This is a genomic window from Mesorhizobium sp. WSM4833 (genome assembly GCF_055811095.1).
Genome location: NZ_JBVVQG010000011.1, coordinates 14416 through 30150 on the forward strand (window position 1 = coordinate 14416; position 15735 = coordinate 30150).

The window sequence follows — 15735 nt, forward strand, 5'->3', positions numbered from 1 at the left end:
GCGCTCAGGCGTCGGGTTGCAGGCGACGGCGCTGGCGGTCGCGGCCAAGGCCGGTCGCCTCGAGCAGGCCCTTGCGCTTGGCGTCGTAATAATAGCCGGTCTGATAGAGCCAGTCGGCCTTCTTGGCGTTGCCGCCGGCCACCAGCCAGGCGCCGCGCAGATATTTGACCGCGTATTTTAGATTGGTTTCGGCGTCGAACAGGCCCTTGGCCGGTCCGTCATAGCCCATGCCGCGTGCCGTCGCGTGCTTGATCTGCATCAGTCCCCAATGGCCGTTGTTGTAGGCTTTCGGGTTGAAGGTGCTCTCGCGGTTGACGACATGGCGCACCAGGTCCACCGGCACCTGGTAGATCGCCGCATATTTCTCGATCAGCCGCTCGACATCGCCACGCACGCCCGTCGCGTGTTCTTCTTGCACGGGCCCTGCCGGAAACTGGACCAGGGCCGCCGGGTTCTGCGGCACGACATAGGCGACCTGCTGGACGCCGGGCATGCGGTCGCCCTTGGCGGTTGCCGGCACGATCAGCCCCGCGGTCGTATAAGTCTCGGCCGCCTTGACCGGTTCGTTCGCATTTGCCGGCGGCGGCGCCTGCCAGGCATTGGCGGTCATAACCGCAGGCACGGCTGGTGCCGCCGGTGTCGATCCGGCAAAAGCGGCGGTCGCCGCAGCCGGCTGTGCGGCGGAATCGGGCGGCAGCTCGGCCGTCTGAACGGGGGCGATCCCCGATGATTCCGGCAGCACCGAAACCGTCTCCGGCAGAGGCACGGTGAAGCCGGCATCAGCGCCGGCGGCGGTCGCTGTTTCGGTGAGAGCAGGCGCGGACTTCATCTGCGAGGTCGACGTGCAGCCGCTGATGCCGGCGGCGGCCAGGATCACGCCGATCGCGATAAGGTTGAGTTTTGCTGGCAAGCCGCGCTCGGGTCCGGTTTGTCGGGTTGTTAAGAAATCCCTTACACCAGCGATTCAGGCCGGGCAATCGGGGCGATCAGGTGGTTTTCGGGTGGCGAGACGCGGGCGGCGATGCCATATTGTTCCGGATATGTACTGGGACGAATCCCGGATTTCGCCACTTTGCGGGAAGGAACGCATCATGGTCACGACAGCTTCGATCACGGCCGGCCACGCAGTGTTAGAAACAGTGATCGGTTTCATGGGCATTGCCTGGAGCGAAAAGGGCCTGATCCGGCTCTGCCTGCCCGAACGCAGCCGCGAAGCGGTGGAACGGCGCCTGCTGCGTCACGGTGGCGTTTCCGCTTCCACGGCGCAGCCGCCATGGGTGGTCGAGCTGATCGCAGCGATCAAGGCCTATGCGGCGGGCGAGGATGTCGATTTCTCCGCCGTACCGGTCGATCTCGACGGCGTCGACGATTTCCGCCTCGCCATTTACGACGCGGCGCGAAAACTCTCCTTCGGCGAAACCACCACCTATGGCGAGCTGGCCAAGACCGCCGGCCATGCCGGGCTCGCCCGCGAAACCGGGGCCGCCCTTGGCGCCAATCCGGTGCCGCTGGTCATCCCTTGCCATCGCATCCTTGCCGCCGGCGGCAAGATCGGCGGCTTCTCGGCGCCGGGCGGCTCGGTCACCAAGGAGAAGATGCTGGCCATGGAAGGCGTGCGCGTCGGCCCGCCGCCCCCGGCGCAGGTATCGTTCGGGTTTTGAGCGGCGGCCGGCGTTGGCAGAAGGCCTGGATCAGTACATCGGTCGCTTATTGACCGGGTTGGCGGGCACCGGCTGCATCACGTCCCAATGCTCGGCGATCTTGCCGTTTTCAACGCGAAAAATGTCCACGATGACGGTCTCCGGCATGTTGCCTGCCTTCGGTTGAACGACCTGGGTCATGACGAGGTCGCCTTCGGCGATCACCCGCTTGAAGTCGACTTTTTGTTTTGGCCAATTGGCGACACCCATGCTTTCGAGAAGCTTTTTGACCGAGTCTCGGCCATCCGTCATCGTCGGGTTATGCTGAATGTAAGCCTCGGCCCAATAGCGGTCCAGCGCGGCAAGGTCATGGTCGCCGAACAGCGCCTGATAGGCTTTCAGGACAAGCGTCCTGTTTTTTTGAGTCAATTCATGCTGTTGCAGCACCTGCTTGACCGGCTTGGTGTTTCCCGCATGCGCCGCGGCGGTGAGCGCCGCGACCGCGAAAGCGGCCGCCGCGAAGGATTTAAGTTGCAGCACGGATGTCTCCCTCGGTTGCTTCGGTGTCAGGCCAGTGCGCGCGCAACGAGCACCGTGTCGACATACTGCCGCATGCGGATGATCTTGCCGTCCCGCAGTTCGTAGAGATGAGCGAAGGGGGCCGTCATGGATTTTCCCGTCGCCTTATATGTACCGGAATACACGCCGAAGGCCGCCACCCGGTCGCCATCGGCAATGAAGCTGTGCACGTCGGCGTGGTATCCGATCCACTCCGAGCCGAGCCGCTTGAAGACCCCCTGCATCAGGGCCTCGATGCCGACATAGGTGCCGGCATAGGGGAATCCTTCCGCCTCGGTCCATTCGATGTCGGCGGAAAGAACGGCCAGCAGATTGCGGCCGTTCTCCTCGGAAGTTCCCTCGTAGGTTCCACGGATCAAATCGAGGTTCGTCGCCATATCAGCCCCACTTCATCTCGCCCTTGGCGACCTTGGATCCGACATCGAGGGCGACGCCCATACCGAGGCCGGGGAAGCGGGTCTCCATGGCGGCCTTCAACGCGGCGCTGTCTGCCGCCTTGTCCAGTTCTTCCTCGAAGGTGAGGAGATAGGACTTGGTGAACTCCACCGCCGAAGGACCGATCGCGGCATCGGGGGCCATGTGGCCGGGCACCACGACAGCGGGCTTGCGGGCGGCAATCGCGTCCAGCGTCTTGATCCAGGCGGCACGGCTTTCCCTGGTCTGCGTGTCGGCGGTCCAGACGTGAACGCCCGAGAAGATCATCACCCCGCCGAAAACGGCATTGAGCGACGGCACGAACAGATAGCGGCGGTTGGCCAATCCTTCTTCCGCATTGACGATCTCTACAGTCTCGCCATCGACCGTCAGCGTTGCGCCGTCGAATGCCTCGGGGAGGACGATGTCGGAAAGCGCCTGCGGGCCATTTTCCTTCAGTTGCGGACCCCAGACGGCGAGCTTCTTCTCCACATTGCCCGTGATGGCTTCCAGCGTGGCGGAGGCAGCGATGACTTTTGCCTCCGGGAAGGCGTCCCGCACCGGCTTCAGGCCGAAGTAGTAATCGGGATCGGACTGAGTGACATAGATGGTGGTCAGCTTCTTGCCGGTGGCCTTGATGGCATCGGCGAGCGCCTTGCCGTCCGGATAGGTGAAGCCGCCGTCGATCAACAGGGCTTCGCTCGGCCCCGACAGCAGCACCGGCGCACGGAAGAAACCGTTTGGACCCGCCGGGAAGTGTTTCCAGCCAAGCTTGGCGCCGGCGGCCTGGCCGCTGTCGATGGGCGCGAAAACGGCGGTTGCGCCGAGGGCCAATGAGGTCTTCATGATCTGTCTCCTCGTGAACATGGAATATCTCCGTTGAATGAAAGGGGATCGGGTGCGGCTACGGGCCCGCAGGGCGGACGGTAGACGGCACGGTAAGCCCTCTGGATTAATCAATAAATTGGCCGTAATAATACAAACTGTATGTTGAAAGCTTACAATGAGCCTTCGTGGTGGAATCGATAAACCTCAATCGCCTCGCCTATTTTGCCACCGTGGTCGACGCAGGTTCCTTTACCCGCGCGGCCGAGCGGCTTGGCATCACGAAAACAGTCGTCAGCCAACAAGTCGCTCGCCTCGAGGCTGAGCTGCGGACCACGCTTCTCGTGCGCACGACGCGAAGGGTCGAGCCGACGGAAGCAGGCCGTCTTCTGCATGCACGCTGCGTTCTGATCCTGCGGGATGTCGAAGAAGCGGTCGCCGAGGTTGGCGAGGCCAACGCCGAGGTGGCCGGTGTGCTGCGTGTCTCCGCGTCCAATGACTATGGCGCGATCGTGCTGGCCCCGATCGCCGCCCGCTTTCGCCAGAGATTTCCGGCCTGCGGCGTCGAACTGGTCATTTCCGATGCCATAATTGACTTGATCGGCAACAAGATCGACCTGTCCATCCGGGTTGGCTGGCTGGATGACTCCAGCCAGCAGGCGCGACGCATCGGCACCTTCCGGCAAATCCTGGTCGCGTCGCGGGATTTCGCGGCCGGGATCAGGGTGGACAAGCCGGAAGATCTTTCTTCCTTGCCGCTCGTTGCCAATGCCGTGCTTCGCAAGCCGTTCACCTGGAACTTCACCCGAGGCGATTCCGAGCCGCGCACCATCACCCTGCGCGAGGCGTTCTCCATCAACTCGACGCCCGCCGTACTGGAAGCGACGCTCGCCGGCGGCGGACTGGCAGTTCTGCCGGACTATCTGGTCGTCGACTATCTATCGCAGGGGCGCCTCGTCCACGTGCTCCCCGACTGGGCGCTGCCCTCCGGCGGCATTCACGTGGTCTATCCGGCGGCGCGCTTTCGCCCGCAAAAGGTGACGCAATTCGTATCCATGCTCACGGAGCATATCCGGGATTGAGAGCAATGGCTGCCGGTCGACAAGCGCTAGTTGTTATGGAAGAACCGCCGGCGGAAATGCCGGTCGTTATCCGGCCGCTTGCAGTTGTAGACCGGGCAGGACTTTGTGTCGGCGCTCGGTACGTAGGCTCGTGTCCTCACCTCGCCCATGCTGCAGAATCGCTGGTTCTGCACATAGCGGTCGTAGAGCGGCAGTCCCGGCACCCGCTTCGACTGGTAGCGCAGGATGACCGCCCCCTGCCGGGCGATCGTCGCCTGAACCTTGCCGCAGCTCATACGCGTCGGGTCGTAGCGCGAGATCGCCTGAGCCTGAGCGGCGACAAGCGTCAGGCAGGCGGCAAGCAGAATGGTTTTCATGGTCCTCTCCCTGATCCGCCGCCCAGGGACGTCGCGATCCGTCGTGACGCTCTCACGCGATTGGGGCGGCCATTGGGCAGCGCCCTGATCACGGCTTTCTCACACAGTCTTGTTTTTTGTGCGAAAGCAGCCTATATGCCTTCCATTGATATTTCGGCCGATCGATCCGGGCCTCGCGATAATCGCGTTTGCTGACGTCTATCTCCAAAATCTCGATGCACACCGGCTGGACCTCGGTCCGGTCAATCTAAAGCAAATGTGAAGGACTATCTAAATGGCAACTGGAACGGTCAAGTGGTTCAACGCCACCAAGGGCTTCGGCTTCATTCAGCCTGACGCGGGCGGCGCGGACGTATTCGTCCACATCTCCGCTGTCGAGCGTGCTGGACTGTCGACCCTGGTCGAAGGCCAGAAGATCAACTTCGAGATCGAGCAGGACCGCCGCACTGGCAAGTCGTCCGCTGGATCTCTGAGCAAGGCAGCCTGATTTTGCGATAGCGCGCGCCGGGCGAGAGTTCGGGGCGCGCGGCAAGTCACGGATGTACTGACAGTCGCGCGAGAAGCGCGCTGGAGCGGAAAGACCCGACAAGCTGGATCAGCAGATAGCTGCCAGCCCGGACCGGACGCTCCCGATCAGGCTACCAAGCATGGGAAGGCGGGATTTATCCCGCCTTTTTTGCTGTCTGGGTTAGGTGGCGCAGCCTGCACTATGGTTCCAACTTGTGGTACTTTTAGCCCAGTAGTGGTACCATTCGGCCATGACCAAACTTGAGCAGATCGAAAAATCCGTCGCCGAACTGAGCCCCGAGGAACTGAAGGCGTTTGCCGCCTGGTTCGAGGCGCTCCAGGCGGATATGTGGGACCGGCAGATGGAAGCCGACGCGAAGGCGGGCCGTTTGGACAGGCTTGCCGAACAGGCGCTGGCTGACCATCGCGCTGGTCGGACGCGGCCTCTGTGAACCACGTCGCCTCTCCATCGTTCTGGGAGGCTTATGAAAAACTGCCATCGTCAATCAGAGCAAAGGCGGACAGGCGTTTTGCCCGACTGCGTTCCGATCCTTTTCATCCCTCACTGCATTTCAAACAGGTCGGTCGCTATTGGTCGGCGCGAGTTGACGAAAACTATCGGGCTGTTGCCATACGCAACAATGAAGATGTGATCTGGTTCTGGGTCGGCACCCACGCCGACTACGACCCTTTGTTGAAATAGCCCCTCCTTCAGGAGGAGAAGGCTACCCCACCCACTCGATCGGCACATGCCCCGGATCCGCTTCCACTCGGCCAAGCCATGCCGACACCGCCGGATAGGCGTCGAGCTGGAAACCGCCCTGCTCCGCCGTATGCGTATAGGCATAGAGCGCGATGTCGGCGACGCTGAGCGCGCTGCCGGCGAAGAAGGCATTGTTTTCCAGATGCCTGTTCATCACGCCGAGCGCCTTGTTGCCGCGCTCCAGCGTCACCGCCAGCCGCTCCGGGGTCGCATCCCCAGCACGTTCGGGAAAGGTCAGCAGCGCCTTGCGCACGGCGATGTAGGGCTCGTGGCTGTATTGTTCGAAGAACAGCCATTGATACGCGAGCCCACGCTCATACCTGTCCGCCGGCAGGAAGCGTGTGCCTTCCGCGAGATAGAGCAGGATGGCGTTGGATTCGGCCAGCCGCCGGCCATCGTCGAACTCGAGCAGCGGAACCATGGCGTTCGGGTTCTTGGCGACAAAGTCGGCTTTGCGTGTGTCGCCTGTGTGCGAACTCACCTCGACGTTGGTGAAGGTCAGGCCAAGCTTCGCCATCAGCAGGCGCGGCTTGTAGCAATTGCCGCTGTCGATCATGCCGTAAAGTATCATGGCTGTTCCCCCGAGCACTGTCTCCGCGCGATTATCGCAGCGGCGGCGGACTCAACCAATGATTTGTTTTGTCGCGACGATCAGCGCCGCTGATGTGTGAATAGTGGCGCCCCTAGCCGAACAGCGGGACGACATTGCCGCCGGTACCCAGCAGCGTGTCGATGTTGAGTGGCTCTTCCTCGAAAACGGTCCCCGCCAAGGCTGGGCGGGCGAGGAGAAAACCCTGCAGCAGGTCGACGCCGCCTTCGAGCGCGACGCGCAGATGGGTGGGCTGCTCGATGCCTTCGACCAGCACCTTGGCGCCGCGGTCATGCAAGCTGGAAACCAGCGGGCGGAAGAACCGTTCGGCGGCAGCGTGGCGACAGAACTCCGCGAACCAGGTGCCGTCGATCTTGACGATGTCGGGCTTGAGCAGGCTCACCCGCTCCTCGGTCGAGTGCCCGGTGCCGAAATCGTCGATGGCGATGCGGATGCCGTCGCGCCGCATTTCGCGCACCAGCCGCGCGAGAAGCGCGTCGTCCGCCGCCTGTTCGGTGATTTCGCAGACCAGCATGGCCGGCGCCAGGCCGAACTCGCCGAGATGCCTGGTCATCAGGCGAATCTCGGCCAGTGCCCGCCCGGCATGGTCGTTGATCAACGGATTGTAGTTGAAGAACAGGTCGAGCCCGTCGACGCCGATATTGCGAAAATTCCTGAGATGCAGCGCCCGGCACATGGTTTCCACAAACAGCCGGTCCGAGACGGCAACGCTTTCGAAGAACATCTTTGGCGCGCCGGGGCGGCCCGCACGGTGCGGCTCGATCAGGGCTTCGGCCGCGACCGCGTGAAGGAACCGGCCGCGCGGCGCGAAAATCGGCTGATAGGCGCTGCGCAGCCGGAACTCGCCATACATGCCGTATTCGATGCCGACTTCGTCGACCCGGATCGCATCGCCGACATTGCGCCGCCGATCACCTCTCATGTCGCCACGCGGCGCCCGAAGGCCTTGACCGGCCGCGCCGAAGGCGTTGCCACGGCAGCAGCAGACGTGTCGACGGCAGCAGCGACAGGCGCCTGCCCGGCCTTGTCGAAGACGCCAAAGCTGGTCGGCGCCAATTCGGGTCGCGCCAGCACGAAACCCTGCACCATCGACGCACCCGATTTCTCGGCGAGCTCCAGTTGCCAGCCCTCCTCGATGCCTTCGAACACCGTATGGATGCCTTGCTCCTCGAAGTTCTTCACCATGGTGGTCAGCAACGCGAAGCCGGCGCCGGACTCCATCAGCTGCGTGATCCAGTAGGCATCGAACTTGACGATATCCGGCTTCAACTCCTTGACCCGGTTGATGTCGGAATCGTCGGCGCCATAGTCGTCGACGGCGATGCGAAAACCGTTGGCTCTCAGTGCCGCGACGAAACCGTGCAAGGCTTCCTGCGACGCCGATCGCTGCTCGGTCACCTCGCAGACGACGCGGCGCGGGTCGATGCCGGCTTCGTGCAGCACGAGCCGCATTTCGCGCAAGGCAGCGTCGGCAACAGTGCGTTCGGTGAACACCGACGGGTCGAAATTGACAAAGATCGACGCTTCCTGCGGCAGGCAGGCACCGGCGTTGAGAAGATGCAGCGTCCTGGTCAGCGCCTCGATATGCAGCCGGTCGGCGGCCGGACAGGTCGAGAAGAAATTCATCGGCGATTGTGGCTCGCCGTCGCGGAACGGTCGGATCAGCCCTTCGAACGCGACCACCGACAGCTTGCCTTCCTTGAAGGCGAAGATCGGCTGGAAAGCGCTTTGCAACGTGTAGATGCCCCAGACACCGGTGGAGGTGCCGTCGTCCTGACGGATGATGTGGGCAAGCCCGACGCTGCGCGACACGGTTCCTCGCTCCGCAATTGGTCTGCGATCCTGCCACTCAAGCCTCTACCGCTCGTTAATGAATTTATTGTTGCCGACCCCGGGTCCGATCACAGCTCCTTGAGACCTGGATCAGCCGACAATGCTTGCGTTGCGCGAAATCATGCGACATGAGAAGCGCCGCGGTCGCTCCTGGCCGCGCCGATCTTCCATGGAGACGTCAAGCTCATGGCCTTTCTTGCCGACACCCTTTCGCGCGTGAAGCCTTCCGCCACCATCGCGGTCACGCAGAAAGCGCGCGAGCTGAAAAATGCCGGCCGTGACATTATTGGCCTCGGCGCCGGCGAGCCGGATTTCGACACGCCCGACAACATCAAGAATGCGGCAATCGAGGCGATCCGCCGCGGCGAAACCAAGTATCCGCCGGTTTCGGGCATCGTGCCGCTGCGCGAGGCGATCGCAAAAAAGTTTAAGCGCGAGAACAATCTCGACTACAAGCCCGAGCAGACCATCGTCGGTACGGGCGGCAAGCAGATCCTGTTCAATGCCTTCATGGCGACGCTGAACCCCGGCGACGAGGTCATCATTCCTCGCCCCTACTGGGTCAGCTACCCCGAGATGGTGGCGATCTGCGGCGGCACCTCCGTGTTTGCCGACACCTCGATCGACAACGGCTTCAAACTGACCGCTTCCGTGCTGGAAAAGGCGATCACGCCGAAGACCAAATGGCTGCTGATGAACTCGCCGTCGAACCCGTCGGGTGCCGCCTATACCGAGGCCGAACTGCGCGCTCTGGCCGACGTGCTGTTGAAGCATCCGCATGTCTGGACGCTGACCGACGACATGTACGAGCACCTGACCTATGGCGATTTCGTCTTCAAGACCATCGCCGAGGTCGAGCCTAAGCTCTACGAGCGCACGCTGACCATGAACGGCGTGTCGAAAGCCTATGCAATGACCGGCTGGCGCATCGGTTATGCGGCGGGCCCGGTCCAACTGATCAAAGCGATGGACATGATCCAGGGTCAGCAGACATCGGGCGCCTGCACCATCGCGCAATGGGCATCCGTCGAGGCGCTGAATGGCCCGCAGGATTTCATCGCCAAAAACAAGGCGATCTTTCAAGGCCGTCGCGACCTCGTCGTCTCGATGCTCAACCAGGCGCGCGGCATCACCTGTCCGTCGCCGGAAGGGGCCTTCTATGTCTATCCCTCCTGCGCCCAGTTGATCGGCAAGAAGACCAAGGCCGGCAAGCCGATCGACACCGACGAAACCTTCTGCTCGGAATTGCTCGAAGCCGAGGGCGTCGCGGTTGTGTTCGGCTCGGCCTTCGGCCTCGGCCCCAACTTCCGCATCTCCTACGCCACCTCGGAGACGCTTCTGGAGGAAGCCTGCACGCGCATCCAGCGCTTTACGGCTTCGCTGACCTGAGCGGCGCACTTTGAACGCAGAACCCGGCTTCACTGCCGGGTTTTCAATGGGCCGTCAGCCTCACGCCTCGTGCTTGGTCTCTTTGGCCGAGCGCGCTTCGGCCGGCGCCAGCACGGCAACCAGCAGTGCGGCGGTGAGGAACGCGCCGATCGCTGCCGTCAGCATGGCGGCATGGAAGCCGCCGGCATAGGCGGCAGCATAGAGTTCATGCACGCCGCTTACGCCCATCGCCGCATCGGTTGCGAAATCATGCCGCGAAATTGCAGCACGGGCGACCGCTTCCGCGTTGGCGACACCGGCATCGCCGAGATACCCGGTCAAAAGGTTGGTTGCCCGCATGCTCATCAAGGCGCCGAGCAAGGCGATGCCGATGGCAAGACCGCTCTGGCGGGTGGCATTGATGACCGCCGACACCATGCCCGAGCGTTCGCGCGGCGCATAGGACATGGCGGCAGCGCTGCCGGTCGGGATTGCAAGCGCATTGCCGAGGCCGCCGATGGCGAACAGAAGGCACAGCGTCGCGTAGGACGTCGAAGGACCGGCCCAGCACATGCCGAGCATGGACAGGCCGATAGCAACATAGCCGATGGTCATCAGCGCGGAGTGACCATAGCGCGCGCTCAGCCTGCCGATCCACGGCGACACCACGATCTGGACGATGAAGGCCGGCGCCATGCGCAGGCCGGTCTGCGTCGGCGACCAGCCCTGCACCTGCTGCAGGAACATCGAGAAGAAGAAGACGCTGGAATAGGAGGTGAAGCCGAGCGCGAACGAAGCGACATTGGCGACGGCAAAGCGGACGTCACGGAAGAGGCCAAGCGGCAGCATCGGCCGTGCGGTGCGCGCCTCGAAGCCGAGGAAAGCACCCAGGCCGACGACACCTGCGATGAGCGCCGTGACCGTCCTTGGCTCGCCCCAACCATTCTCGCCGGCCGAGATCAGGCCAAAGGTCAGCGCCCCCAGCCACAGGATGCTGAGAGCCAGGCCGACGAGATCGAGATGGGCATGTTCGGGATGCGCCGTCTCGTTGATCGAAGCAGCACCGAGCGCGATCGTGATCAGACCAAGCGGCAGGTTGATCAGGAAGATGCTTTGCCAGCCGACGGTCTCGACCAGGATGCCACCGAGGACGGGACCAACGAGCAGAGAGATGGCGGCGAACGACGCCCAGCCGCCAATGACGCCGGCGCGCTGGCGCGCATCGGGAAAGGCTTGCGTCAGGATCGACAGCGCGCCTGGAATGAGCAGCGAGCCGGCGATGCCCTGTACGACCCGGCCAGCCAGCAGCACCGGCAAATTGGGCGCGACGGCGCAGATCAGCGAGCCGGCCACGAAGATGCCGACGCCGGCCAGCCATGAGCGCTTGCGGCCATAGCGGTCGCCGATCAGGCCGGACGACAGCATGAAGGCCGACAGGCACAGCGTGTAGGCGTCGACCACCCATTGCAGGCCGCCGAAATCGGTTTGCAACGCCTGCTGGATGGTCGGCAGCGCGACATTGACGATGCTGACGTCGAGCAGAGCCACGAACGAACCAAGATAGACAGCGGCGACCAGGGGCAAACGGTGCTTTGACATGGCTAGTCCGGACGTGAGTTTCGCAAATTACTGACCGACGGTCAGTTGAACGGGCGACATGGCGCTGTCGATCCGGCGATTGAGTATGGCCTGCGCCATGGTACGAGACTCGCCGCGAGTCGCCCTCTTCTAATAATATCGCGGCTGAATAGAAGCCGGGTTCCTGCGGACTGAGCATTCAGCCGTCATATTGTTCCGATGTCACCGCTTCCAGCCAGTCGGCATGGACGCCGTCGAGCGCCTCCTGCATGGCGATATGCGTCATCGCCGATTTCGGCGCCGCGCCATGCCAGTGTTTTTCGCCAGGCGCGAACGAGATGACGTCGCCCGCCCTGATCTGCTGGATCGGGCCGCCCCACGTCTGGGCAAGCCCGGCGCCCACCGTCACGTAGAGCGTCTGGCCAAGCGGATGCGTATGCCAGTGGGTGCGCGCGCCCGGCTCGAAGCTGACCAGCGTGGCTCGTAGCCGCGCCGGCGCCTCTTTCTCGATGATCGGCGTCTGCAGCACCCGGCCGGTGAAGTATTTTTCCGGCGCGATGACGGTCGGCACGCTGCCGCAGGCAATGATCTTCATGGGTCGATGGTCCTTCAAAACAGCGGGCGACGGGTCGCCTGCTTCAGTTTCCGCCGATATCGGCCGACGTGCAACAGCTTCCGGCTGCCAGCCCCCTATATGGCCAGCACGGGTCCACGGCCGAGCAAAGGATTTCTATTTTCCTTGCCCTGCCGGCAAACAAGTGGGACGATGGCTTTGGGCAGGTGGACTTGAAAAGAACCCCGCCCGCGACGGTCGAACAGGCCGGCCGCCGCTCAGGACCGATTGACCACGCCTGAACCATGCATGCCAGTCGGTCCTGCGGGAAACGCCTGAGTGGAGGTCAGTCATGGGTACTCGCGCCGGAGGACGACGCACGGGACCGAAATGCATTGCCATAGTCGGTCCCTTCGCAAGCGGTAAGACGACACTTCTCGAAGCCATATTGGCCCGTACGGGCTCAATTCCCCGACAAAATCCCGTTTCATCAGGCAACACCGTTTCAGATCATTCGCCCGAGGCGCGCGCCCACGCCATGAGCGTCGAGGCGACGATCGCCACCACCGAATTCATGGGCGAGCAGATCACCTTCGTCGACTGTCCCGGCTCCATCGAATTCTCTTTCGAAGCCGAACCGGTGCTGGCCGCCTGCGACCTCGCGGTGGTCGTGGCCGAGGCCGATGAAAAGAAGATCCCTGCCCTGCAACTGATCATGCGCAAGCTCGACGATCTCGGCGTGCCGCGCATCCTGTTTCTCAACAAGGTCGACAAGGCAATCACCGGCGTGCGCGACACGCTGAAGATGCTGCAGCCGGCCAGTGCCGTGCCATTGCTGCTGCGCCAGATTCCGCTGCGCAAGGACGGCGTCGTCATTGGTTCGATCGACCTGGCGCTGGAGCGCGCCTACATCTATCGCGAATATGCCGAAAGCGAGGTGGCGCAGATTCCCGGCGACGAGAAGGCGCGCGAGCTCGAAGCGCGTTTCTCGATGCTGGAGACGCTGGCCGACCATGATGACCAGTTGATGGAACAGCTGCTCGAGGAGATCGAACCGCCCAAGGACGCGATCTTCGACGATCTCGCCGCCGACCTGCGCGACGGCGCGGTGACGCCGGTGCTGATCGGCACCGCCGAGAAAGGCAACGGCGTGCTGCGTCTCCTGAAGGCGATCCGCCACGACGCACCCGACATCGAGGCGACCCGCAAGCGGCTCGGCGCACCCGACGGCGCGGCCACCCTGGTCCAGGTGATGAAGACCATCCACACCTCGCATGGCGGCAAGCTGTCGGTGTCGCGCATCCTCTCCGGCCAGGTCGTCGACGGTTCCGAACTCTGGCTGCCCGGCGGCGACACGGCCAAGGTTTCCGGCATCTACCGGATGCTCGGCAAGGACCAGTCCAAGCTCTCCATCGCCAAGGCCGGCGATACGGTCGCGCTGGGCAAGCTGGACGAGGTCAAGACCGGCCAGACGCTGAGTTCGGCCAAGGGCGGCATCAAGCCGCTCGTCCAGTTCGAGCCGCCGCAGCCGGTCTTCGCCTTCGCGCTCCGCCCCAAGGAGCGCAAGGACGAAGTGAAGATGTCGGCTGCCATCCAGCGGCTGGCCGAGGAGGACCCCTCGCTCAGCCTGCGCCACAACCAGGACTCGGCTGAAACCGTGCTGTCGGGCCATGGCGAGATGCATCTGCGCGTGGTGCGCGAGCGGCTGGAAGGCAAGAACCAGATACCGGTCGAAGGCCATCCGCCGGCGGTGCCCTATCGCGAGACGATCCGCAAATCGGCGCAACAGCGCGGCCGTCACAAGAAACAGTCCGGCGGACATGGCCAGTTCGGTGACGTGGTGATCGAGATCAAGCCGCTGCCGCGCGGTTCCGGCTTCCAGTTCACCGACACCATCACCGGCGGCGTCGTGCCCAAGACCTACATCCAGTCGGTCGAGACCGGGGTGCGCGACTATCTGAAATCCGGGCCGCTGGGCTTTCCGGTCGTGGATGTCGCAGTCAACCTGTCGGACGGCTCCTACCATGCGGTCGATTCCTCCGACATGGCCTTCCAGATGGCGGCCAGGCTGGCAATGAAGGAAGGCATGGCCGCGTGCTTGCCGGTGCTCCTGGAGCCTGTGATGAAGGTCGAGATCGTCACACCCTCCGACGCCACCTCGAAGATCATCGCTCTCATCCCGCAACGGCGCGGCCAGATACTCGGCTACGACGCGCGGCCTGGCTGGCTAGGATGGGATGTCGTCGAGGCAACCATGCCGCAAGCCGAGATCGGCGACCTGATCATCGAGTTGCGCTCGGCGACCGCGGGCGTCGCCAGCTACCGTGCCGTCTTCGATCACATGGCCGAACTCACCGGCCGTCTGGCCGACGAGGCGATGAACACCAACGGCAAGGCTGCCTGATGGCGTGGCGTTCCTCTCGAACCTGATTCGAGGGCACAAAAGAAAACGACGTCCGGCGGGGACCGGACGTCGTTTTGTTCGCGGACCGTTTCCTTGGGAGGTAAAACGGCAGGTCCGCCGCATTTGGTGCCGCCGAGTTCGGCGGAAAAAACAGTTCGGACGCGGTAGCCGCCTGAGCCCGGGCCGTACGAGTGATGCCCCCATCTCCCGTCCGAACCACACCGCGTCCTATGATCCACATAGCAGGTCGCGGGCGTCCGGGCTATGTTACCAGAGGTTACATGTCACCGTTACGTGGCAATTGTGATGGAATTTTTTGCCGGCCCAGCAGAGCACAGGCAACAAAAAAGCCGGATCAATGAAGATCCGGCTGAGTTTGATTGGAGTGCCTGTTAAGGCTAACCTCCAGAGGGGAACACTCGAGGGCGCTAATGGGAGGAGAACGCGCCCAGGAGATGATCTATATATGTGCTCATCATGCCCAAGAAACAAGCATCTATTTTGCAACACACGCATGCAAAAAGACGCAGGCTGTGGTCTAACCCATTCCAGAAGCCAATAGGACCAGCAGAATCGTCGAAATGGGCCGCCGAATCGGGCAATTGCAACTACAGAATTGCCGATCTCGGCTGGCTTTCGGCTCAAAATGCCAAAACCGGGCAATGATGTGGAAGCAGGCAGCAGGCGTGCATTTCTGAGGCAATCGGGAGGAAGCAGCCAATGCGGACGTTTTCGGCGATCGCCGGCAGTGCGGCCTTCTTCATCGCGGCGCCCTGCGTGGTTGCCGGGCTGGTGCCCTGGCTGTTGACAGATCGCTGGGGCTTGCCGTGGTCTGGTCTGCCGGGCTTTGTTCCTGCCGGCGGGCTTCTGATCGCCGTCGCGATCGCAGCACTGCTTCATGCCTTCGGTCGATTCGCGCTTGAGGGCCTCGGCACGCCCGCTCCGGTCGCGCCAACCGAGAGGCTGGTGATCGGCGGCATCTACCGTCATGTCCGCAACCCGATGTATGTCGCCGTGCTGTCGATCGTCCTCGGCCAGGCATTGCTGTTCTCGAGCTGGACGCTGGCCGCTTATGCGGTCATCGGCGCGATCGCCATGGGCTCTTTCGTGCGGTTCTACGAGGAGCCGACTTTGGCTCATCGGTACGGCGCCGAATACGACGCCTACCGCCGCAACGTACCCGGCTGGTTGCCTCGACTGTCGCCCTGGCGGGGGTAGGTGAA

18 protein-coding genes are annotated in these 15735 nt (G+C 63.0%); 8 read left to right on the top strand and 10 right to left on the bottom strand.

Going from position 1 to position 15735, the window contains the following annotated elements:
- Positions 1-4: 4 nt before the first annotated feature.
- Positions 5-910, bottom strand: a complete 906-nt coding sequence (locus AC0L2D_RS21920) for a lytic transglycosylase domain-containing protein (protein WP_027162099.1) — start codon at positions 908-910, stop codon at positions 5-7.
- 181 nt (positions 911-1091) lie between these two features.
- On the opposite strand from AC0L2D_RS21920, the gene AC0L2D_RS21925 reads away from it, so the two are divergent.
- Positions 1092-1661: a methylated-DNA--[protein]-cysteine S-methyltransferase gene (locus AC0L2D_RS21925; protein WP_013530095.1), complete on the top strand. Its 570-nt coding sequence runs from the start codon at positions 1092-1094 to the stop codon at positions 1659-1661.
- Between the two features lie 30 nt (positions 1662-1691).
- On the opposite strand, the gene AC0L2D_RS21930 is transcribed toward AC0L2D_RS21925, so the two are convergent.
- The 3 genes from AC0L2D_RS21930 to AC0L2D_RS21940 are packed head-to-tail and all read right to left on the bottom strand — an operon-like array spanning position 1692 to position 3500.
- Positions 1692-2180, bottom strand: a complete 489-nt coding sequence (locus AC0L2D_RS21930) for a nuclear transport factor 2 family protein (protein ID WP_013530094.1) — start codon at positions 2178-2180, stop codon at positions 1692-1694.
- A gap of 26 nt (positions 2181-2206) precedes the next feature.
- The gene (locus AC0L2D_RS21935) at positions 2207-2596 is read right to left on the bottom strand and encodes a nuclear transport factor 2 family protein (protein WP_013530093.1); all 390 of its coding nucleotides are present in this window, start codon (positions 2594-2596) and stop codon (positions 2207-2209) included.
- A 1-nt stretch (position 2597) separates the two neighbouring features.
- Positions 2598-3500, bottom strand: coding sequence for an MBL fold metallo-hydrolase (locus AC0L2D_RS21940; protein ID WP_473542374.1), 903 nt, complete (start codon positions 3498-3500; stop codon positions 2598-2600).
- 149 nt (positions 3501-3649) lie between these two features.
- Between AC0L2D_RS21940 and AC0L2D_RS21945 the strand changes: the two genes are divergently transcribed.
- Positions 3650-4540, top strand: coding sequence for a LysR family transcriptional regulator (locus AC0L2D_RS21945; protein WP_024504141.1), 891 nt, complete (start codon positions 3650-3652; stop codon positions 4538-4540).
- A 26-nt stretch (positions 4541-4566) separates the two neighbouring features.
- Here the strand turns inward: AC0L2D_RS21945 and AC0L2D_RS21950 are convergent, their stop codons facing one another.
- Entirely contained in the window at positions 4567-4896 is a 330-nt protein-coding gene (locus tag AC0L2D_RS21950; protein ID WP_013530090.1) for a hypothetical protein, read from the bottom strand.
- A 274-nt stretch (positions 4897-5170) separates the two neighbouring features.
- Here AC0L2D_RS21950 and AC0L2D_RS21955 point away from each other — a divergent pair, with 274 nt between their 5' ends.
- The 3 genes from AC0L2D_RS21955 (at position 5171) to AC0L2D_RS21965 (ending at position 6106) form a co-directional block, all read left to right on the top strand.
- Positions 5171-5383 (top strand): cold-shock protein, encoded by a 213-nt coding sequence (locus tag AC0L2D_RS21955; RefSeq protein ID WP_010910991.1) that lies wholly within the window; start codon positions 5171-5173, stop codon positions 5381-5383.
- A gap of 271 nt (positions 5384-5654) precedes the next feature.
- Positions 5655-5855, top strand: coding sequence for a hypothetical protein (locus AC0L2D_RS21960; RefSeq protein ID WP_013530089.1), 201 nt, complete (start codon positions 5655-5657; stop codon positions 5853-5855).
- Positions 5852-6106, top strand: coding sequence for a type II toxin-antitoxin system RelE family toxin (locus AC0L2D_RS21965; protein ID WP_473542376.1), 255 nt, complete (start codon positions 5852-5854; stop codon positions 6104-6106). Before AC0L2D_RS21960 ends, AC0L2D_RS21965 begins: the two co-directional genes overlap by 4 nt.
- A 22-nt stretch (positions 6107-6128) precedes the next feature.
- Here the strand turns inward: AC0L2D_RS21965 and AC0L2D_RS21970 are convergent, their stop codons facing one another.
- The 3 genes from AC0L2D_RS21970 to AC0L2D_RS21980 form a co-directional block, all read right to left on the bottom strand.
- Positions 6129-6737: a glutathione S-transferase family protein gene (locus tag AC0L2D_RS21970; RefSeq protein ID WP_473542378.1), complete on the bottom strand. Its 609-nt coding sequence runs from the start codon at positions 6735-6737 to the stop codon at positions 6129-6131.
- 112 nt (positions 6738-6849) lie between these two features.
- Positions 6850-7698, bottom strand: coding sequence for an EAL domain-containing protein (locus AC0L2D_RS21975; RefSeq protein WP_027162105.1), 849 nt, complete (start codon positions 7696-7698; stop codon positions 6850-6852).
- Positions 7695-8588, bottom strand: a complete 894-nt coding sequence (locus AC0L2D_RS21980; RefSeq protein WP_063168805.1) for an EAL domain-containing protein — start codon at positions 8586-8588, stop codon at positions 7695-7697. The genes AC0L2D_RS21975 and AC0L2D_RS21980 overlap by 4 nt, the downstream gene beginning before the upstream one ends.
- A 207-nt stretch (positions 8589-8795) precedes the next feature.
- On the opposite strand from AC0L2D_RS21980, the gene AC0L2D_RS21985 reads away from it, so the two are divergent.
- Positions 8796-9998, top strand: coding sequence for a pyridoxal phosphate-dependent aminotransferase (locus tag AC0L2D_RS21985; RefSeq protein WP_064994526.1), 1203 nt, complete (start codon positions 8796-8798; stop codon positions 9996-9998).
- Between the two features lie 60 nt (positions 9999-10058).
- Here the strand turns inward: AC0L2D_RS21985 and AC0L2D_RS21990 are convergent, their stop codons facing one another.
- Together AC0L2D_RS21990 and AC0L2D_RS21995 are read right to left on the bottom strand one after the other, a co-directional pair.
- On the bottom strand, positions 10059-11576 hold the full coding sequence (locus AC0L2D_RS21990; protein ID WP_473542381.1) for an MFS transporter: 1518 nt from the start codon (positions 11574-11576) through the stop codon (positions 10059-10061).
- 178 nt (positions 11577-11754) lie between these two features.
- Positions 11755-12150 carry a (R)-mandelonitrile lyase gene (locus tag AC0L2D_RS21995; RefSeq protein WP_063172902.1) on the bottom strand — a complete coding sequence of 132 codons (396 nt, stop codon included), beginning with the start codon at positions 12148-12150 and terminating at the stop codon, positions 11755-11757.
- A gap of 310 nt (positions 12151-12460) precedes the next feature.
- Between AC0L2D_RS21995 and AC0L2D_RS22000 the strand changes: the two genes are divergently transcribed.
- Positions 12461-14512 (top strand): elongation factor G, encoded by a 2052-nt coding sequence (locus AC0L2D_RS22000; RefSeq protein ID WP_473542383.1) that lies wholly within the window; start codon positions 12461-12463, stop codon positions 14510-14512.
- A 720-nt stretch (positions 14513-15232) separates the two neighbouring features.
- Positions 15233-15730: a methyltransferase family protein gene (locus tag AC0L2D_RS22005; protein ID WP_473542385.1), complete on the top strand. Its 498-nt coding sequence runs from the start codon at positions 15233-15235 to the stop codon at positions 15728-15730.
- Positions 15731-15735 lie beyond the last annotated feature (5 nt).